This window comes from Flavobacterium rhizophilum (genome assembly GCF_046000485.1).
GTDB lineage: Bacteria > Bacteroidota > Bacteroidia > Flavobacteriales > Flavobacteriaceae > Flavobacterium > Flavobacterium rhizophilum.
The window spans coordinates 14156-34941 of record NZ_JBELQB010000013.1; the positions used below are offsets into that span (position 1 = coordinate 14156).

Below are 20786 nucleotides of genomic sequence, written 5' to 3' on the forward strand. Positions count from 1 at the left end.
GAATGCATAATAATTTTATCTCAATCGTTGTATTTTTCATAAAAAATCATAAATTTGATATAAGCTATTTACAATATGAAAAAACTAATACTTATTTAACCATGAGAAAACTATTATCTTTAACCCTAACGGCCTTAACGGCTGCTTCGGCTTTTGCAGGAGGGTATAGGGTTAGTCTTCAGGGGCAAAAACAGTTGGCAATGGGACACACCGGGGTTGGTGTTGTAAACAGTGCCGAGGTTTTGTTCTTCAACCCGTCGGGTATGGCGTTTCTGGAAAACCGTTTTAACGCCTCGGTTGGAGCAAACGGATTGTTTGCGAGAACCAAATTCCAAAATCAGGCAAACAACTGGACCAACTCAACCGAAAATTTCGGTACACCATTTAGTGCTTATGTGTCTTACAGGGCAACCGACTGGCTTTCTGTTGGTTTGGCGGTATATACACCTTACGGTAGTGCCGTAGAGTGGGATCAGGATTGGCAGGGGTCTCACCTTGTTAATAATATAGACCTTGAGGCAATTTATTTCCAGCCGTCTATCTCATTAAAAGTAAACGATTATTTTAGTGTGGGTGGTGGTCCTATATTTGTATCCGGTAGTGTAAACTTTAACAGGAATATTAGCCGAAGCCAAACCGATGAACAGGGTAACAGGACTGATGTTACTATTGATGCCGGTGGTGTTACAGCATGGGGATGGACAGCAGGTATGATGTTAAAGCCAACAGAAAACCTGACTATTGGAGCAAACTACCGTTCTGAAATTACAATGGAAGCTCGCGATGGCGATGCAACTTTCCACGATGTTCCGGGATTCCTTTCCACTACATTAACGAATACTACTTTTGATGCCGATCTTCCGCTTCCTGCAGAACTTACGGTAGGTTTCTCATATAAGGTTAACGATAAGCTTCTTGTGGCTTTTGATTATAACAGGGCTTACTGGAATGTGTATAAATCACTTATTGTTGATTTTCATAATGCAGCGCCAACATCGGTTAATCCGAGAAATTACAAGGATGCAAGTACTTATAGGGTAGGTGCTCAATATACAGCTAACGAGAAATTCTCTTTCCGTGCAGGTTGGTACTTTGATGAGAGCCCGGTGCAGGATGGTTTCTTTGCTCCTGAAACACCAAGAAATGATTCTATGGGGTATACAGGTGGTTTAAGCTACCAGATTAACCAAAGGCTAGGAGTAGATTTCTCATTCCTGTTCCTACACTTTAAAGAAGTTAATAACTCTTATGACTACTATCAGGAAGATGGTCAGAATACTACTTTTGGAGGTACGTACAAAAATGTGGTGTTCTCTCCTGGTGTAGGTTTAAGTTACAATTTCTAAACAAAACGACATGAAAAATAAATTTATATACTTATCGTTACTTGCAGCAGGGCTTATTGCCTGTGAGCCTGAGTTTAATAATGAAGTGACAAACGGGAGTTACAGTGCGGGTGATGCTGATTTTTCATCATACGTAGCAGTAGGTAACTCATTAACGGCAGGTTATATGGATGGTACTATGTCCCGTGGTGGGCAAATGTACTCGTTTCCTAACTTGCTTTCACAGCAGTTTGCTGTAGTGGGCGGAGGTGCGTTTACACAACCGTCTTATGATGATGATGTGAATAATTATGGAGGGCTTACTCTTGGAGGTATTCAAATTGCATCAACAAGACTTATAATTAACGCCAGTGCGGGAGGTCCCGAGCCTATTAGCGGTACGCCAACAATAGAGGTTTCTAACCAACAGGCAATGGCTTACAATAATATGGGAGTGCCGGGAGCAAAATCATTCCATTTATTAGCTCCGGGTTATGGTAATCTTGCAGGTGTGGCAACAGGTCAGGCAAATCCTTACTTTGTGCGTCATGCCACGTCGCCAACTGCTACAGTAATGGGCGATGCAATGACTAAAAACCCTACTTTCTTTACGAACTGGATTGGTAGTAACGATGTGCTTTCTTTTGCAACATCAGGAGGTGTGGGTGTAGATCAGACAGGTAACCTTGATCCGTCAACATACGGAGGAAATGATATTACAGATCCTAATGTGTTTGCAGCTACTTATTCTGCAATTACAGATATGCTTACATCAGGAGGAGCTAAAGGGGTAGTGGCAACTATTCCTGATGTTACTTCAATACCTTTCTTTACTACAGTTCCTTACAACCCGTTAACTACTCAGCTTTTAGGTGAGGGTAATTCGCAGGCTGGAGCTGCTACAATGACTCAGCTTAACCAACAGTTATATGGAGTGCTTGATCAGATATTAACTAATTTTGGTGCTGGAGACAGGATAAATATCCTTGATGCAGGTGCGGCAAACCCGTTGTTGATAAAAGATGAAAGCCTTACCGATTTAAGTGCTCAGATTACAGCAGTAGCTGCTACTATTCCTCAGTATGCTCCTATAGCCGACTTTTTAGGGCAAACTTACGGGCAGGCAAGACAGGCAACCGAAGATGACCTGGTGCTTTTAACTACAAGAGGTGTAATAGGTACAGCTCCTGCAGGAGTTCCTGCGCCGTTTAACAGTTTTGGTATTACTTATCCGTTACAGGATAGCCATGTGTTAACAGCTGCTGAAGGTGAAATGGTTAAGGTTGCTACAACAAGCTATAATAATACTATTAAAGCCATTGCTGCTTCAAAAGGGCTTGCAGTTGCCGATATGAATGCTATACTTAATCAGCTTGTAAGCGGTTTAAGGGTAGAGGATGGGCAAATTTATACTGCAGATTACTTTAGTACCTCGGCATTAAACACAACAGTGTTCTCTCTTGATGGTGTTCATCCTAATGCAAGAGGATACGCAATGGTGGCTAATGAAATTATTAAAGTGATTAATAGCTATTATAATGCTAAGTTGCCTAATATAGTGCCGGGTTATTATCCTGGGGCTACGGTATTGCCTACAAACTAAACGATTAGAAAAAGATAATATTTTCTTAAAAAGCATCGGTTTTCCCCGATGCTTTTTTTATTTTTATAAGAGTGATACAAATTAATTTTATATGAAAACACTTATAAAAATTTTCTTTACCACGGTTTTTGTACTCATACTGGCAAACCTGCTTCCGGGAGTAAATGTTACTAATTGGGTTACAGCACTGTTAGTTGCTGTGGTACTTGGACTCCTAAATATATTTGTAAAACCTATACTGGTACTTTTTACTTTGCCGGCAACAATTTTTACCCTGGGGCTGTTTTTGCTGGTAATAAACGCCATAATTATTTTACTTTGTGATGAGCTGGTTCCCGGTTTTACAGTTGATGGTTTTTGGTATGCACTGCTGTTTAGCCTGCTGTTGTCTTTCTGTCAGTCACTGGTAGTGGGACTGTCTGAAAAAGAATCCCGTAATTAATATCAGTATTCTTTTTAAGGGTATTGAAATACAATAAATTAAAAACTTGTGTGGGTTGTAAAAAAAATATATTTTTGCAACCCATAATTTTATGGTGTTTAAACAATTTTAGATAATGAATATTACAAGAGAGCAGGTAGATGCGCTAAATGCTGTTGTAACAGTAGCCATTACAAAAGAAGATTATAAACCAAACGTAGATAAGGTATTAGGTGATTACAGAAAAAATGCCAGTATTCCGGGATTCAGGAAAGGTGCTGTGCCGATGAGCCTTATACAAAAACAATATGGTAAAGCCGTTCTTGTAGACGAGGTAAACAAATTACTTCAGACTTCACTAAACGATTACCTTGTTGAGGAGAAACTGGATATTCTTGGTAATCCGCTTCCAAAAATCACTGAAGATTTTAACTGGGATGCAGATGATTATGCTTTTGAATTTGAACTAGGTCTTGCTCCTGAATTTACTGTAGACCTTGCAGCTAAAAACAAACTTGTAAAATACAACATCACAGCAGACGAGAAAATGCTTGATGAGCAGGTAGAGCGTATACAAAAACAATACGGTAAGCTTGTTTCTAAAGAGAAATCAGAAGAAGGAGACGATATTAAAGGTACTTTCACTAACGAGGAGAAAGGTATCAATAATAATGTAACAATTACTCCGTCTATCTTCAAAACGAAAACTGCAGGTAAAAAATTCATCGGTAAAAAAGTAGGTGATGTAGTTACTGTTTCTACTAAAAACCTGTTTGATGATGACCACAAACTTATGGAGTACCTTAAAGTAGGTCACGACGATGTTCACGGTCTTGAAATTGATGTTGACTTCACTATTGAAGAAATAAATACTACAGAGAAAGCAGAACTTAACCAGGAGCTTTTTGATAAGCTGTTTGGCGAAGGTGTTGTAACATCTGTAGAACAGTTAAAAGAAAAAATTAAGGAAGATGCAGAGCAGCAGTTTGCTACTCAGGCAGATCAGAAATTCCTTAACGATGTAACTGAGTTCCTTATCGAGAATACTAAGTTTGATCTTCCTGCAGAATTCCTTAAAAAATGGATACAGACAGCTGGTGAAAATCCGCTATCTCCTGAGCAGGCAGAGGAAGAGTATAACAAATCTGAAAAAGGTTTACGTTACCAGTTAATCGAAGGTAAAATCATTACTGATAACAACCTTCAGATAACTTTTGATGATCTTAAAGCATATACTGCAGAGGTTATCAAGAAACAAATGGCACAGTTCGGTCAGATGAATCCAACAGACGAAGATGTAGAAGGTATTGTATCAAGAGTGCTTTCTAACAAAGACGAAGTTAAGAGATTATCTGAGCAGGTAATGAGCGAAAAAATGCTTAACCTGTTTAAAGAGAACGTAAAAGCAAAAGAAAAAGAAGTTACTTACGAGGCGTTCATTAAGGAAATGTACGGAGAGTAAATCTCGTAAAAAATGAGTATATTTGAGCGTCAGGATTTTTATCCTGACGCTTTTTTTTACTCTTAATTAAATTTAAATCAAAAACGGACTATGAATTACGGCAAAGAATTTAGACAATATGCCACAAAACATCATGGCATAAACAATCTATATTACGATAAATTAGTTAACCGGGTTACTCCAATGGGAATGACCCCTTACATCATGGAAGAGCGCCAGATGAATGTGGCTCAGCTTGACGTGTTTTCACGTTTAATGATGGACAGGATTATCTTTTTAGGTACAGGTATAGACGATCAGGTGGCAAATATTGTACAGGCACAGTTATTATTCCTTGAGAGTACAGATGCTTCTAAAGATATCCAAATTTATATCAACTCTCCGGGTGGTAGTGTATATGCCGGTTTAGGTATGTATGATACCATGCAGTATATTAGGCCTGATGTAGCGACTATCTGTACAGGTATGGCGGCTTCTATGGGTGCTGTGCTTCTTTGCGCAGGTGCCGATGGTAAGCGTTCGGCATTACCACATTCAAGAGTTATGATCCACCAGCCATCGGGCGGTGCACAGGGTGTGGCTACCGATATGGAGATCAATCTTCGTGAAATGCTAAAACTAAAAGAGGAATTATACCGTATAATATCTAAGCACTCTAAGCAGGATTACGACAAAGTATTCAAAGACAGTGAGAGGGATTACTGGATGAAAGCAACTGAGGCTAAGGAATATGGTATGATTGACGAAGTACTTATAAGAGAGTAAATAAGAAATAAATAGTATATTTGCGTTTTAATTGGCCGGACTCATAATCCGGCCTTTAAAACATAGAGTAAAACATATGGCTAAAGAGATTTTAGAATGTTCTTTTTGTGGCAGGAAAAAGCCCGAAACCAATTTGCTTATAGCAGGAATTAATGCACATATTTGTGACAGATGCATAGAGCAGGCTCACGGTATAGTGATTGAGGAGCTTAAGCAAAGCGGATCGTCTACGCTTGCGGCTGAGCTTGAGCTTAAGAAGCCGAAAGAGATTAGGGCTTTCCTTGATCAGTATGTTATCGGGCAGGACCAAACCAAAAAGGTACTTTCGGTAGCAGTTTACAATCACTACAAAAGGTTGATGCAAAAGCAGGATGATGAAGGGGTAGAGATTGAAAAAAGTAACATCCTTATGGTGGGGCAAACCGGTACAGGTAAAACCCTGGTGGCTAAAACCATTGCAAGGATGCTTAATGTGCCGCTTACCATTGTAGATGCCACTGTACTTACAGAGGCCGGTTATGTGGGTGAAGACGTAGAGAGTATACTTACACGTTTACTACAGGCAGCCGATTATGATGTGAAAAAGGCAGAGAGAGGTATCGTATTTATTGATGAGATAGATAAAATTGCCCGTAAGAGTGATAACCCTTCTATTACCCGAGATGTATCGGGAGAGGGTGTACAACAGGCTTTATTGAAGCTTCTTGAAGGTACTGTGGTAAATGTTCCGCCAAAAGGAGGGAGAAAACACCCGGACCAAAAGTTTATTGAGGTAAATACTCAGGATATCCTGTTTATTGCCGGTGGTGCTTTTGACGGCATAGACCGTGTTATATCAAAAAGGCTTAACAGGCAGGCTGTAGGTTACAGCACATCGCGTAATGCTGATGAAATTGATAATGACAACCTGTTGCAGTATATCATCCCTAAGGATGTGAAAGACTTTGGACTTATTCCTGAAATTATAGGCAGGCTTCCTGTTTTAACACACATGGATCCGCTTGACAGGGATACGCTAAGAGCGATACTTACAGAGCCTAAAAATGCGCTTGTAAAACAATACAGGAAATTGTTTGCAATGGATGATGTTGAGTTGTCTATTAACAACGAGGCGCTTGATTATATTGTAGACAAGGCGTTAGAGTATAAGCTTGGGGCAAGGGGACTACGTTCACTTTGTGAAGCGATACTAAATGAGGCTATGTATGAGATTCCGGGTTCTGATGAAACAGAACTTAATATTGATAAGGAATATGTAGAACATCATTTAAACAAAACCTTGCTTAAGCGTTTAAAAGCAGCATCTTAACTGCTTGTATATGATAAATAAAAAGGCTGCCAATTGGCAGCCTTTTTATTTATACGTCTTTTTTTACTGTGGTTGTCTTTTCTGTTTTTTGTATGTTTTCGGTATCACACCATCTTTTACCGTTGCATCCTAGTCGCTTGGGGCCGCAGGAGGCTAATAGTAATACCGAGGCGCCAAATGCCAGTACATAAATCTTTTTCATAGTATTCGCTTTTTTACAAAGATAAAAACTACAATGTAAATAGCTGATTATTTAACAGTTGTATTTATGCGTTTACATCTGCTATTTGCATGGACTTTAGTTTTTCAAGATAATCACGCTCGTTTGAGAGTCTTGGTATTTTGTGTTGTCCGCCCAGTTTGTCCTGTGCCTTTAGCCAGTCGTAAAATAGTTTAGGTCTTGCTACATTAAGTACAAGCGGATTCAGTGTCATATTATTGTACCGCTTAGCTTCATAATCAGAGTTAAGGGCTTGCAGTGCTTCATCAAGATGTCTTCTAAAGACTTCTACATCTTCCGGGTGTTTTCCAAACTCAATAATCCATTCGTGCGCGCCTTTTTCTTTTCCGTCCATAAAAATAGGGGCAACGGTATAATCTACCACATCGGCCCCTGTAATGTTACAGGCTTTAGCTATAGCCCTGTCGGTATTCTCTACCATAAGTTCTTCACCAAATACATTGATATGGTGCTTGGTTCTTCCGGTTATTTTTATGCGGTATGGGTTAAGCGAAGTAAAGCGTACGGTATCGCCAATAAGGTATCGCCATAAGCCCGAGTTGGTAGTGATAAGTACGGCATAATTCTTATTCAGTTCCACATCGGCAAGTCGTACTGCTTTTTGATTTGGTTTCCCAAAGCTGTCCATAGGGATAAATTCATAGAAAATGCCATAATCAAGCATTAATAACAGTTCGTCGCTGTCGTTACTGTCCTGTATGGCAAAAAAGCCTTCAGAGGCGTTATAGATCTCGTAGTATTTAAAATCGCTTTTTGGCAGTATTTTTTTATACTGGTCGCGGTAAGGTTCAAAGCTCACCCCGCCGTGGAAATATACTTCCACATTAGGCCATATTTCATGCAGGTTATCTTTCCCTGTTTCTTCCAATATCCTGTTCATTAAAACAAGCATCCACGAAGGTACTCCGGCAAAACTGGTTACATTTTCGTTTGTAGTTTCTTTTACAATGGCCGATAGTTTGCTTTCCCATTCGCTCATTAGAGAGACCTTATTGCTCGGTGTGCTGCTAAACTCAGCCCACATAGGCATGTTCTCTATAAGGATAGCCGAAAGATCACCAAAAAAGGTGTTGTTATCCTCATATAGCTGCTTGCTGCCGCCCAGCCTAAGGCTTTTCCCGGTAAACAGCTGTGAATCCTCATTGTTGTTAAGGTAAAGGCACAAAAGGTCTTTTGCAGCTTTGTAATGGCAATCTTCTAATGCTTCGGGACTAACGGGTATAAACTTGCTTTTGGCATTAGTGGTTCCGCTCGATTTTGCAAACCATTTTATTTGTGTAGGCCAAATTACATTTTGCTTTCCGCGACGGGTTTGCTCAATAAGTGGTTCTAAATCCTCGTAAGTGGAAATAGGTATCCTTTCGGCAAAAGTGCTGTAATTCCTTATGGATGAAAAGTCGTATTTCTTACCAAAAGAGGTGTTTTCGGCCCATCGGATAAGGTTATGAAGCAATTCTTCCTGTACTTCGTTAGGATATTTTAGAAACAATTCTATCTGATGGATCCTTTTTTTCAAAATCCACGAAGCAACCGAATTGATAATCGCCAAAGCCATATTTTATAGTATCTTTATGCCATAAAAATACTAAATTTTCCATGCAATACGAAGGTGTACTAACAAAAATGCAAACAGAAGCTGGAAGCCCGATACAGTATTATCTGGTGTTTGAAAACAGCTTTTTGAATATGAATCAGTTATTGGGCAGAGAACTGGAGATTAATTTTCAGGGATTTAAGTGTCTTAACTGCGGTAAGAACAAAAAGATTTACAGAATGGGCTTTTGTTATGACTGTTTTTACAAAATTCCTGAGGCAGGTGACTGGATTATGCGCCCTGAACTGAGTACGGCCCACTTGGGTATAGCCGACAGGGATTTGGAATTTGAGCAAAAAGTACAGTTACAGCCGCATATTGTATACCTGGCATCATCAAGCGATATGAAAGTAGGGGTTACCCGTAAATCGCAGGTTCCTACGCGTTGGATAGACCAGGGGGCATCACAGGCTATTCCTATTGTAGAAGTGCCTAACAGGTATTTGGCCGGTATAACCGAGGTAGCTTTAAAAGATCATTTTTCCGATAAGATAAACTGGAAGAAAATGCTCGTTAACCATGTTCCGCCAATTGATTTGGTTAGTAAAAGAAATGAAATAAAAGAATTGCTGCCTGATGAGGTAAAGGAGTATTTTGATACTACCCCAGAGCATTTGTACACGCTGGAATATCCGGTATTACAATACCCTGCCAAAATAAGCAGTCTTAACCTTACCAAAACGCCTGCTTATAGTGGTAAGCTTATGGGGGTGAAGGGGCAGTACCTTATATTTGAAGATGGTACTGTGTTTAACGTAAGGTCTAACGAAGGTTTTGAAGTGATTATTACTGTATAATAATACTGTTATTATTATAATAAAAAAGTCCCGCCATTGGCGGGACTTTTTTGTTTATTCTTCTTTCTTGTCTTTCTTCTTGAAGAGTCCGTTTATCAAATCTTTTCCGGCTTCTTTTGCTTTATCTTCAGCAGTTTGCTGTGTTTGGGTGTTGGTAGTGTTTTCTTTAGAAGTTGCAGATGTGTCTGCTTTTTCTTCTTCTTTTTTACCACCACCTAACAGGTTGTTAAGGGCGTCTTTAACCTTGTCTTCTCCCTGTTGTTTCAGTTTGTCCTTTTGTTGATCTACAAGCTGGTTGGTAAGGTTACCTACGGCTTTGCTAAGGTCTGTACTAACTTTAGGGTTGTTAAAGGTTCCGCTTACTACTGCATTAACCGGAATACTTATTTTACTGGCATCGGTACCGTTTAGGGAGCTTATTAGTTTGTTAACGTCGCTACCTAAATATTTAGCAGGGACATTAAAGGCAATATTATAGTTCATGGACTGGTCAAAACCATGTTGTCCGCCTATTTGTACATCGATGTCCTGATATTTAATATTGAAAGGTTTGATGTTTACCTTGCCGTTTTCAAAACTCAGGTAAGTTTTCAGGTTATTGATGTTAAGCTTGTCTATATCAATAAAACTTAGGTTACTATCAAGAGCCGTAAGCATTTTAGAATTTTCCTTGTTTACGCTGGTATTAAGTAACTGACCCAGTAAATCTCCGGAAAGGCTGTTAAGAACAGGAGTCATTTCCTTACTGTCCAGATTACCTGATAAATTTATGGTAGAGTTTATTTTACCACTAATAACACTCGCTATAGGTGCTATAGACTTCAGCATATCTAGCTGTGTAAACGACTGGCTAATATCTACAGCGTTAAGCGAAAGATCCATTTTGAATGTTGGGGTAGGAGTCTTGGTAGAAACATTACCGTTAAAGCCTATTTTTCCACCAAATATATCAGTGCTGATATTTTGCAGCGCAACAGCTTCATCTTTAATAACCATTTTACCTGATACGTTTTTCAGGTTAAGGTTGTCATAAACCACAGTGTTTGCTTTGGCTGTAATGGTACAGTCAAGAAAGGCGGGAATCTTAACCGCCTCAGATGATGATGCCGTTGCAGCTTTAGCCTCTGTTTTTGCTTCCCCTTCAGTTTTAGCAGCAGGCGTGTCACTTTCCGGAGTCATAAAGTCGGCAACCAAAAGTTGGTTGGAATTCATATCGAAGTTACCTTTAAGGGTTTGGTCCTTAAATATAAATCCGTAGAAGTTATCAAGTGTACCCGATACAGAAATATCAGATTTTCCTGTTTTAGCCTTAAACTCGCTTAGTGTAATCCTGCTTGGGTTAAACTGAATACTAGCTTGTGTTATATCAATTGGATTAGGTAATCCCTCTCCCGAGTAGGTAAAGCCTGAAAGGCTCATACTACCGTTGTTCTGCATTTTTTCATACTCACTTTTCTCTACCGACTGCATATCGAATTTAGTAGAAAGGTTCGCTTTTAGTATTCCTGATAGCGGAGTATCTAACTGTACCGGGTAGGCCTTGCCTACATTTGCCAGGTTAATAGTACCGTTAAGGTCGGCATTAACAAGTGCATTATTAACTATATTCCTGATAGTTGCCTTAGCATTGAAAATATCCTGATCTATCCTGAAGGACAGTTTGTCAAGGTTTACATAAGTATCGTTAAGAACCCCGGTTTCATTAATGATTTTGGTATCTATAACAATATTTTCTACTGATTTTGGAAGGTCAGGGTATTTAAATGATGCATTGTTTGAAGCAATGGCTACATTAAATGTAGGGATACTGTTTTCGCCATTAAGTCCTTTTACCTTACCGTCAATAGTAAAGTCGCCTTCGGTTTGAACCGAACTCAGGTTGCCTGAGTAAGCTTCCGGTACAAGTCCAAGGAAGTTTTTAAATGATGAGGTAGGAGTTTTAAAGGTAAGGTCAATTTGTTGTCCTTCGTCTTTAAGCGCCACACTACCGTCAAACTCTAGCGGAAGCTGGTTTATAAACGCTTTGTTTTCTTTAAATGTATAAACGCTGTTTTCCAAATCAATACCTAATACCGCATCCAGTTTAAGTACAACATCCCTCATGTAATTGGTGTTGTCCATATCAAGGGAAAGCTTAGCTGATGTTTTGGTGTCAAGATCCAGTTTAGAAGCAGCAAAGTTACCTTTACCTTCGTGGTTCAGGCTGTCTATAACCATTTTGATTTTAGAGCCTTCGTCATAATATTTAAATCGAAGGTTCTCAATTTTGTAATCCTGCATGTTAAGGGCAAATGGCTTACTTTCACTCTCATCACCCGGCGTATCTTCCTTATCAGATTTTAAGGCAATATCAAAGTTGCCTACACCATCTTTATTAATAAGGATATTAATGATACCGTCTTTGGTAGAAAGCGACTCCAGATTCATAGGTTCGCCTTCTCCTTTAAATAACTCCTTAACCGACATGGTAAGGTCTATATTCCCCATGTATACTAAAGTATCGCCTTCAAACGGAGCCTTATTGATAATACTCAGCTTGTCTACCGATACGTTTGCCATCGGGAAGTTTTTAAACAGGCTCAGGCTAACGTCTTCAAAAGCTACGGTAGCATCTACCTGTTCGTTAATGGCCTTTGTGACCATAGACTTTATTTTGTCTTTAAAAAGGAATGGTACAGATACCAGTGCAATAATGAGGATGAGCAGGATAATACCTGCCCATTTTAAAATTTTCTTGATCATAATATTTAGTTAGAAGCTCTAAAAATACAAATAAAGATTTATAACGTAAATTATCTGATTGTTATTTCGTAAGGAAGAATTACCTGATTACCTCTAAGTTGGTTTATTCTTCTTATACGTTGCAGCATAATATAGTTTTCCACGCCAATTTCCTCTTTGATAAGATCTTCTTTAGACTGTGCAAAAGGTAGTCCGCTTTTACCGGCAAGAAATCTGTCAAATGTCATTTCGTATTCAGGGTAGTTTACGGTTTTGTAACTTTCGGTCTTACCCAGCTGTGCAGCATAGGCAATAGCAGCATCAAGTCCGCCAATTTCGTCTACAAGACCTTTGTTGAGAGCATCTCTGCCCGACCATACACGTCCCTGTGCAATAGAGTCTACCTGTTCAAACGTCATATTTCTTCCGGTAGCCACACGGTTTACAAAAGTATTGTAAATGTTTTCCACACCTTCGGTAATAATAGCTCTTGTGTCATCTTTAAGCGGAGTGAACAGGCTGTAACCTGAAGCATTGTCGTGTGTGCTAACCTGCTCAGTATGTATACCCATGTTGTTAGCTAATTCGCTAACATTAGGCAGCATACCAAATACACCTATAGAACCTGTTATAGTACCCGGCTCGGCAAAAATCCTGTTAGCACCACATGAAATGTAGTATCCGCCAGATGCAGCATAGTTACTCATTGAAACTACAACCGGTTTTACCTGTTTTGTAAGTTCTACTTCTCTCCAGATTAACTCTGAGGTTAGAGCACTACCCCCCGGAGAGTTAACTCTAAGTACAACAGCTTTTACATTGTCATTTTCACGGGCTTCCTTAAGGGCTTTTCTCATAGCGCCTTCACCTATTATATCAAGTGAACCTTCGCCACCTCTTATTTCTCCCTGTGCGTATACAATGGCGATTTCGTCATTAGCAGTATTAAGCAGGTCGTTTAATGAGTTGGCTTCAGCATAGTCAACAATATCTACCGAGTTGTATTTTTCGTCTTTAGCAACGTTAAGGGCATGTCGTATACCGTCACGGTATTGGTCTTCATAGCCTATTTTATCAATAAGCTTAGTGTTTTTAGCCATTTCGGCAGTACGGGCAGCAAGTTTGTTAGCAATGCTGTTAAGGCTGTCTACCGGTATATTACGGCTTTTGGAAATATCATTTACGACTGATTCCCATACTGATCCAAGCAGTTCTGATATCTGCTCTCTGTTGGCATCACTCATGCTGTTACTAAGGAAAGGCTCTACGGCACTTTTATACTTACCGTGACGGATTACCTCCATTTTGATACCTGTTTTTTCCTGGAAGTCCTTGTAGAACATTATTTCAGACGAAAGTCCCTTAAAGTCAAGGTCGGCTACAGGGTTCATGTAAATGGTATCGGCAACCGAGTTAAGGTAGTAGTCAGACTGACTGAAATTATCAGAATAAGCAACGATAAATTTACCTGATGATTTAAAATCATCCAGTTTATCCCTTAGTGCTTTACTCTGGGCAATACCAAGGCCTACTGCGCTATTGGTTATAGTGATACCTTTAATCCTGTCGTCTTTTTTAGCCGATTCGATAGCGTTAAGGATGTTTATAAGTCCGTCGTGTGGCGTATCGTTTAAGAAAGAAAATTTGTCATTATAAAATTTTCCGGCATAGTCATTATGTACATCTTCGATATTAAGCTCTATAACCGAGTTGTCTTTTACGGTTACAACATCGTCGTTACCTCCGCTTGCAGCGGCAGCAATACCTATTAATAGCAATAGGAAGAAAGAAAGGAGGCAAAATACAAATATGCCTATAACGGTAGATAAAATGTTTTTTAAAAATTGCATGGTACTATTTTTTTTATTGTGTAGTATATAAGTAGCATATGTACTAAAAGTGTTACAGCTGTTAAAGGTAGAATTTAAAAAAATATTTAAAAGCTGTAATACAAATTTGTTAACACAGGTTTTAAATGTAACTGCCTTTAAAATTGTTTTAGTTACTTTGCAGCCTATGAAATTTCAAAACGAGGCCATATTATCTTTAGGAAGCAATCAGGGCGACAGGCAGCAGCATATAGAGGCATGTATTAATCATATACATAACCATATCGCTACGGTGGTAAGGGTATCGGGATTATATGAAACTCCGTCTTGGGGTTTTGATAGTGACGATTTTTATAACTGTGCCATTATGGTGCATACTCATAAATCTGCTAAAGTATTATTGGATGAAATACTGAAAGCGGAAATTGAAGCCGGAAGGATAAGAACAGAAGAGGAAGGTTACAGTGCCCGTTCTATTGATATAGATATTATAGCGTTTAATAATGAAGTAATATCGGAAGCCGACCTTGTAGTGCCGCATCCGCGTATGCAGGACAGGAATTTTGTGTTGTATCCGTTAAAAGATGTAAATCCTTACTGGGAACATCCGGTACTTAAAAAGGATATTGACACTCTTATTGCGCAATCACCTGATGCCAGTAACTGTAAGTTGGTTTTACAGCTTAGTAATCCCATTAGTGAGATAGGGTTTAGCGGAGTAAACTATATGGCTGTTGAAGGAAATATAGGGGCAGGGAAAACCTCACTGGCAGGAAGAATTGCAGAGGATTTTAATGCAAAAATAGTATTGGAGCGTTTTGCTGATAATCCGTTTTTGCCTAAGTTTTATAAGGAACCGACACGATATGCCTTTTCGCTTGAAATGTCTTTCCTTGCCGACAGGCATCAACAGCTTTCAGACGATTTGTCGCAACTGGATTTGTTTAGTGATTTTGTGGTGTCTGACTATCATATTTTCAAATCACTGATATTCGCCAAGATTACCCTGACTGAAGATGAATACAGATTGTACCAAAAGCTTTTTGATATTATAAATAAGGAAACCCCGAAACCCGACCTGTACATTTACCTTTACAGGAAAACTGATGCTTTACTCCAACAGATAAAACAACGCGGAAGATCTTATGAGCAGGGTATTCAACCTGATTATCTCAATAAACTGAATAGTGGTTATATGGAGTACATAAGGCTGCAAAAAGACCTTAATATATTGGTGATTGATGTTGACGGACTCGATTTTGTGAACAATCAGCAGGATTACCTAACGGTGCTCAATACTATTAAGCAACATGCTTTAGCGGATTAATGCAAAATGCCCTTTTATCTCTGGTTCTGTAGGGTCTAACTGTATTACATACCAATAATCGCTTGCCGGAAGATTGTGTCCGTTATAAGTGCCGTCCCAACTTCGGTTACGGCTGTTTAACCTCGTGATTATTTTTCCGTAACGGTCAAATATCGTAATGTTTGCATAAGGATAATTTGCCATGCCTGCTATTGTAAACACATCATTAACCGAATCGTTATTTGGTGTGATGTATTTTGGTATAAGCAGCACATAAAAATTTTGAACATCAATACCACATCCATTTAGTGAACGGGCATATACCACATGCGGACCCGCATTTAGATTGATAAATATGTTATTAGACTGGTAATGGATTCCGTCAAGGGAATACTCGTAGTTCTCAGGGTCATTTTCAGTCATTACTATTGTAGCATTGGTGGTATTCACAACGACCCTTTCAATATTTGGTGCCGGTAGTGCGGTAACAGTAAATATTTTTGTTGCGGTACAACCTGCTGTATTGGTATATTCAACAGTGTAGGTGCCGGGTTCGGTTACAGTTATCGTAGCTATTGTTTCTCCTGTAGACCACAGGTAAGTTAGATCGCTGGCAGTAGCGTCAAGTGTAGCTTCGCTGTTTTCACAAAACACCACTTCTTCATTTTCTCCTGTATCGGGTAATTCATTTACAGTAACAACAACAGCTTCCCTGTTTTCAGAGCGACATCCGTTGTTTACTGCTTCGGCATAAAAAGTAGTTTCTGTATTTATTTCGGGGCTGGTAACACTATTGCCTGTAGCAAAGGGAGAACCACCTATTGAGGTAGTGTACCATTGTACTGTTCCCGCTGAAGGCGTTGCTTCCAGTAATGTGGTGCCCTCGCCACAAATAGGGGTAGGTTGGTTAACCGTTAATGTTGGTATTGCTGTAACTTCTGCTGTAACGGCTGTTCTTGTTGCTGTTGTACAGGTTTCATCAAACGCAGAGGCATAATAAACTGTTTCTTCACTTAATGACGGCGTAGTGAAACTGTTACCTGTTGCAACAGGTGTTCCGCCTATTGCTGTGCTGTACCAGTATACGCTTCCATTTTCGGCTTCCGCCTGTAGTGTCACACTGCCTTCTCCGCAATTAGTAGCATCGGTAGTGCTTGTAATAGTAGGTATGGTAAGTGTTGTACTGGCAGATATTTGTAATACAGGGTCGCCCGGCATGCCTCCATATTCCACTATATAACCTTTAGGTTCATAGTCTCCGGTGCTTCCATTTACGGGTAAGTCGTTCCATGATCCCTGTATTCCTACACCCGGAGCTGTAATATGAGCATAATCTTCTTCACCCTGATTGTTAGGCTCTCCCGTATTCCAAAAAGCAAAGTTTGGTGTGGAGCCGTTTACGCCTCCGTTCCAAAAGGTAGTTCCTGCTTCCGGGCCTGTTACCCATTTCCAAACACCTTCTGTTTGCGCATCACTTCCGCCTATCCATCCTGTTCCGGTAGCCTGTTCGCCCACAAGCTGGGCTTCTTCTGCCGAGAGTATAGTTGCCAGATAGCCCTGTAGTCCGTAATAGTTTGTGTTTTCGGCGGCATCTCTGGCTGCAGTCCAGCTAATTCCTATAGAAGGGATGTATTGGTAGTAATGATTGGTAGAAGGAAGGTAGTTTGCCTGGCCTATGGTTATGGAAAATGTTCTTGTACCACTTGGATTGGCTGATGTGTTATTATAAACCACATTTTGTACCGCAGTAATAAGGCTGCTGTAGGGTACGCTTTGTCCGCCTACGCCCTCTATGGTAAGTTTACCCGATGAGGTGTTCCAGCTGCTGGTAATATTAGGTATAGTTGTATTTAGTGAAAGTATATCCTGCCCATTTACGTAGCCCGATGATATTTGTATGTAAATAGCATTGGTTTCGGTATCGTCGGCATCAGTAATGTTAAAGCTGCTAACAATGTTTACCGGAGTGCCGGGGCAATATATCTGGTCGCCGGTAGCGGTAAGTACAGGAGGGTTGTCCTGAGCTTTTGCGGTAATACCAAAAAAACAGGATAGGATAAGAACTAAAAATGCGGATTTATGGGACTTCATCCCGTAAAAGTAGCAAAAAAACGTTTTAGGGCTGTTAATGTTGTAGTTTTTGGAAGATATCCCATACAACAATGCCCGTACTTACCGAAATGTTGAGGGAATGTTTAGTTCCTAATTGCGGAATTTCGATAGTTCCGTTACAAAGTTTTATAGCTTCCTGTGAAACTCCCTTCACTTCGTTACCAAAAACTAAGGCATATCTCTTATCGGCTTCAGGAGTAAACTCGTTTAGAAAAATAGCATCGTCAACCTGTTCGATTGCCCATACTTCTGTATCTTCTTCTTTCAGGGAAGTAATAACATCGGTCACATTTTTCTGGTATTCCCAAGCTACGGTATCGGTAGCGCCAAGGGCTGTTTTGTGGATTTCCTTGTGCGGAGGTGTGGCGGTAATACCACACAGGTAAATTTTTTCGATAAGAAAGGCATCGGCAGTACGAAAAACAGACCCAATATTGTGCAGGCTCCTTATATCATCAAGAATAATGATTACAGGAGTTTTGTCTGCTTTTTTAAAATCTTCAATACTTTTTCTGTTCAGTTCGCTGTTTGCCAGTTTTCTCATCGTTCCGTTTTAATTTCCGTTTGCAAAAGTAATCATATTTATGTGATTTAATTATCCACCATTTGCTAACAGTGTGCCCTAAGTTTTTTGGAATTTGATTAAATTCGCCCTTTAGTTCAATCAGAAAAAAATACTTCACTTGGCAACAAAAGAGAAAAAAGCGAAAGAGACCCCGTTAATGAAGCAGTATAACAGCATTAAGGTAAAATACCCTGATGCCTGCCTGCTATTTCGTGTGGGTGATTTTTATGAAACTTTTGGAGAAGATGCCATAAGGACTGCAGGTATTTTAGGTATTGTGCTAACTAAACGAGGAAACGGTAGTGAAACCGAAACCGCTTTGGCAGGGTTTCCGCACCACTCGTTAAACACCTATTTACCTAAACTGGTTAAAGCGGGACTTCGTGTAGCGATTTGCGATCAGTTGGAAGACCCGAAAATGACCAAAACCATCGTGAAAAGAGGGGTGACCGAACTGGTTACACCGGGAGTTTCGATGAACGATGAGGTACTGAGTGCCAAATCCAATAACTTTTTGGCATCGGTTTACTTTGGTAAAAAAACACTGGGGGTTTCATTTCTTGATGTATCTACCGGAGAATTCCTAACCGCTCAGGGTAACGAAGAGTATATTGATAAACTGCTGCAAAACTTCAGCCCGAGTGAGGTGTTGGTTTCCAAGCAGGAGAAAAGCAACTTCAGGCAGGCCTTTGGGGAAGATTATCATACCTTCTTTCTGGAAGACTGGGTGTATAAGGAAGACTATGCTTTTGAGAGCCTTACCAGTCATTTCCAAACCAATTCCCTTAAAGGTTTTGGTATAGAGGAACTGCAGGAAGGTATAATTGCATCGGGTGCGGTATTGTATTACCTTTCTGAAACACAACATAAAAAAGTGCAGCATATAACCTCCATTCAGCGTATTGCAGAAGATGCTTATGTTTGGATGGATCGCTTTACTATACGTAATCTTGAACTTTATAACAGTACCAATCCTAATGCGGTTACGCTTTTGGATGTTATAGACAGGACGCTTTCGCCAATGGGAGGAAGACTTTTAAAACGATGGCTGGCACTTCCGCTTAAAGATGCCAACAAGATAAGGGCAAGGCATGAGGTAGTAACTTACCTTACTCAAAACAGCGGTGTGCTGGGAGAGATACAACAACAGATAAAACAGATATCCGACCTTGAAAGGCTTATCTCTAAAATTGCCGCCGGGAAGGTGTCACCAAGAGAGGTAATTTACCTTAAAGATTCTCTTGATGCTATTGTGCCTATAAAGGAACTTGCGCTTAAAAGCGATAATGAGGCTCTTAAAGCAATAGGCGACAGCCTGCATAGTTGTGACCTTTTAAGGGAGAAAATAAAAACTACGGTGCATCCTGAAGCTCCCGTATCCATAAATAAAGGTAATGCCATTGCAAAAGGAGTACACCCTGAGCTGGACGAACTGCGTAGTATTGCCTATTCGGGTAAGGAATACCTGGAGGGTATTGAGAAACGTGAGTCCGAGCGCACAGGGATTACCTCACTTAAAATAGCCTTTAATAACGTATTTGGTTACTATATAGAAGTACGTAACACACACAAGGATAAAGTTCCGGCAGAATGGATAAGGAAACAGACACTTGTAAATGCCGAACGCTATATTACCGAAGAGCTTAAAGAATATGAAGCCAAAATATTAGGGGCTGAGGAAAAAATACACCAATTGGAAACACAGTTGTTTGAACAGCTGGTAGTGTGGATTGCCTCTTACATTAAACCAGTACAGCTAAATGCCGGACTGGTAGCACAGCTTGACTGCCTGTCGTCGTTCTCGCAACTGGCAATGGAAAACAAATATGTTTGCCCGGACATAGATGATAGCCATGATCTTGAAATTAAGGAAGGCCGCCACCCGGTTATCGAAAAACAGCTTCCGGTAGATGTACCTTATATTACTAACGATGTTTATCTGGACAGGACTTCGCAGCAAATTATAATGATTACGGGTCCTAACATGTCGGGTAAGTCGGCAATTCTAAGGCAAACGGCACTTATTGTGTTGCTGGCTCAAATGGGAAGCTTTGTCCCTGCCGAAAGCGTTAGGATGGGTGTGGTAGATAAAATATTTACCCGTGTAGGAGCATCAGACAACATCTCTATGGGAGAATCTACTTTCATGGTTGAGATGAATGAAACGGCCTCTATTCTTAATAATATATCAGACCGAAGCCTTATCCTTCTGGATGAGATTGGTCGTGGTACCAGTACTTACGATGGTATTTCTATAGCATGGGCTATTGCCGAGTTTTTACACGAGCATCCGGCGCAGCCTAAAACCCTTTTTGCTACCCATTACCATGAACTAAATGAAATGCAGGATATTTTTGAGCGTATTCAAAACTATAACGTATCGGTAAAAGAGCTTAAGGATAATGTGCTTTTCATTCGTAAACTGGTAAAAGGAGGTAGTGCCCATAGTTTTGGTATTCATGTGGCTAAAATGGCGGGGATGCCGCAAACGGTTATCCAAAAAGCACAAAAGCTGCTTAAAAAACTGGAGAAAGACCATTCAGGTGAAGCATTGTCCAGTGGTAAAGCCGCTAATGACGACGAACTGCAATTGAGTTTCTTTAATCTTGATGATCCGTTACTGGAGGAAATAAAAGAGGAAATTGTTAACCTTGACATTAATACACTGACTCCGGTGGAAGCACTAATGAAGCTGAATGAGATTAAGCGAATGCTGGTAAAGTAATTCCCGGATAA

Annotated in this window: 15 protein-coding genes; 9 read left to right on the forward strand and 6 right to left on the reverse strand. The window is 40.0% G+C overall.

Going from position 1 to position 20786, the window contains the following annotated elements:
- Nucleotides 1-101: 101 nt before the first annotated feature.
- The 6 genes from ABS768_RS15115 to clpX all read left to right on the forward strand — a co-directional run bounded on the left by ABS768_RS15115 (nucleotide 102) and on the right by clpX (nucleotide 6885).
- Entirely contained in the window at nucleotides 102-1346 is a 1245-nt protein-coding gene (locus tag ABS768_RS15115; protein WP_408075788.1) for an OmpP1/FadL family transporter, read from the forward strand.
- A 10-nt stretch (nucleotides 1347-1356) separates the two neighbouring features.
- Entirely contained in the window at nucleotides 1357-2928 is a 1572-nt protein-coding gene (locus tag ABS768_RS15120; protein ID WP_408075789.1) for a G-D-S-L family lipolytic protein, read from the forward strand.
- Nucleotides 2929-3019: 91 nt separating this feature from the next.
- A complete protein-coding gene (locus ABS768_RS15125; RefSeq protein WP_408075790.1) occupies nucleotides 3020-3370 on the forward strand; it encodes a phage holin family protein in 351 nt (116 codons plus the stop codon).
- 115 nt (nucleotides 3371-3485) lie between these two features.
- Entirely contained in the window at nucleotides 3486-4811 is a 1326-nt protein-coding gene (gene tig / locus ABS768_RS15130) for a trigger factor (RefSeq protein WP_408075791.1), read from the forward strand.
- A 90-nt stretch (nucleotides 4812-4901) separates the two neighbouring features.
- Nucleotides 4902-5576, forward strand: coding sequence for an ATP-dependent Clp endopeptidase proteolytic subunit ClpP (clpP, locus tag ABS768_RS15135; RefSeq protein WP_408075792.1), 675 nt, complete (start codon nucleotides 4902-4904; stop codon nucleotides 5574-5576).
- Nucleotides 5577-5652: 76 nt separating this feature from the next.
- Entirely contained in the window at nucleotides 5653-6885 is a 1233-nt protein-coding gene (gene clpX / locus ABS768_RS15140) for an ATP-dependent Clp protease ATP-binding subunit ClpX (protein ID WP_408075793.1), read from the forward strand.
- A 49-nt stretch (nucleotides 6886-6934) separates the two neighbouring features.
- Here clpX and ABS768_RS15145 read toward each other — a convergent pair whose 3' ends face one another.
- Both ABS768_RS15145 and ABS768_RS15150 read right to left on the reverse strand, forming a co-directional pair.
- Nucleotides 6935-7087 carry a hypothetical protein gene (locus ABS768_RS15145; RefSeq protein WP_408075794.1) on the reverse strand — a complete coding sequence of 51 codons (153 nt, stop codon included), beginning with the start codon at nucleotides 7085-7087 and terminating at the stop codon, nucleotides 6935-6937.
- 64 nt (nucleotides 7088-7151) lie between these two features.
- Nucleotides 7152-8681: a GH3 auxin-responsive promoter family protein gene (locus ABS768_RS15150; protein WP_408075795.1), complete on the reverse strand. Its 1530-nt coding sequence runs from the start codon at nucleotides 8679-8681 to the stop codon at nucleotides 7152-7154.
- Nucleotides 8682-8722: 41 nt separating this feature from the next.
- Between ABS768_RS15150 and ABS768_RS15155 the strand changes: the two genes are divergently transcribed.
- Complete coding sequence (locus ABS768_RS15155) at nucleotides 8723-9517, forward strand: DUF2797 domain-containing protein (protein ID WP_408075796.1); 795 nt, start codon at nucleotides 8723-8725, stop codon at nucleotides 9515-9517.
- A 54-nt stretch (nucleotides 9518-9571) separates the two neighbouring features.
- Here ABS768_RS15155 and ABS768_RS15160 read toward each other — a convergent pair whose 3' ends face one another.
- Both ABS768_RS15160 and sppA read right to left on the reverse strand, forming a co-directional pair.
- Nucleotides 9572-12259 (reverse strand): AsmA-like C-terminal region-containing protein, encoded by a 2688-nt coding sequence (locus tag ABS768_RS15160; RefSeq protein ID WP_408075797.1) that lies wholly within the window; start codon nucleotides 12257-12259, stop codon nucleotides 9572-9574.
- A gap of 50 nt (nucleotides 12260-12309) precedes the next feature.
- Entirely contained in the window at nucleotides 12310-14088 is a 1779-nt protein-coding gene (gene sppA / locus ABS768_RS15165; RefSeq protein ID WP_408075798.1) for a signal peptide peptidase SppA, read from the reverse strand.
- Between the two features lie 166 nt (nucleotides 14089-14254).
- Here sppA and folK point away from each other — a divergent pair, with 166 nt between their 5' ends.
- A complete protein-coding gene (gene folK, locus ABS768_RS15170; protein WP_408075799.1) occupies nucleotides 14255-15394 on the forward strand; it encodes a 2-amino-4-hydroxy-6-hydroxymethyldihydropteridine diphosphokinase in 1140 nt (379 codons plus the stop codon).
- On the opposite strand, the gene ABS768_RS15175 is transcribed toward folK, so the two are convergent.
- A complete protein-coding gene (locus ABS768_RS15175; RefSeq protein ID WP_408075800.1) occupies nucleotides 15383-17464 on the reverse strand; it encodes an Ig-like domain-containing protein in 2082 nt (693 codons plus the stop codon). The two genes, folK and ABS768_RS15175, sit on opposite strands and share 12 nt — an antisense overlap.
- Before the next feature lie 34 nt (nucleotides 17465-17498).
- Complete coding sequence (locus ABS768_RS15180; protein ID WP_408075801.1) at nucleotides 17499-18029, reverse strand: RNA methyltransferase; 531 nt, start codon at nucleotides 18027-18029, stop codon at nucleotides 17499-17501.
- Nucleotides 18030-18168: 139 nt separating this feature from the next.
- Between ABS768_RS15180 and mutS the strand changes: the two genes are divergently transcribed.
- Nucleotides 18169-20775 carry a DNA mismatch repair protein MutS gene (gene mutS / locus ABS768_RS15185; protein WP_408075802.1) on the forward strand — a complete coding sequence of 869 codons (2607 nt, stop codon included), beginning with the start codon at nucleotides 18169-18171 and terminating at the stop codon, nucleotides 20773-20775.
- The last annotated feature ends 11 nt before the right edge of the window (nucleotides 20776-20786 follow it).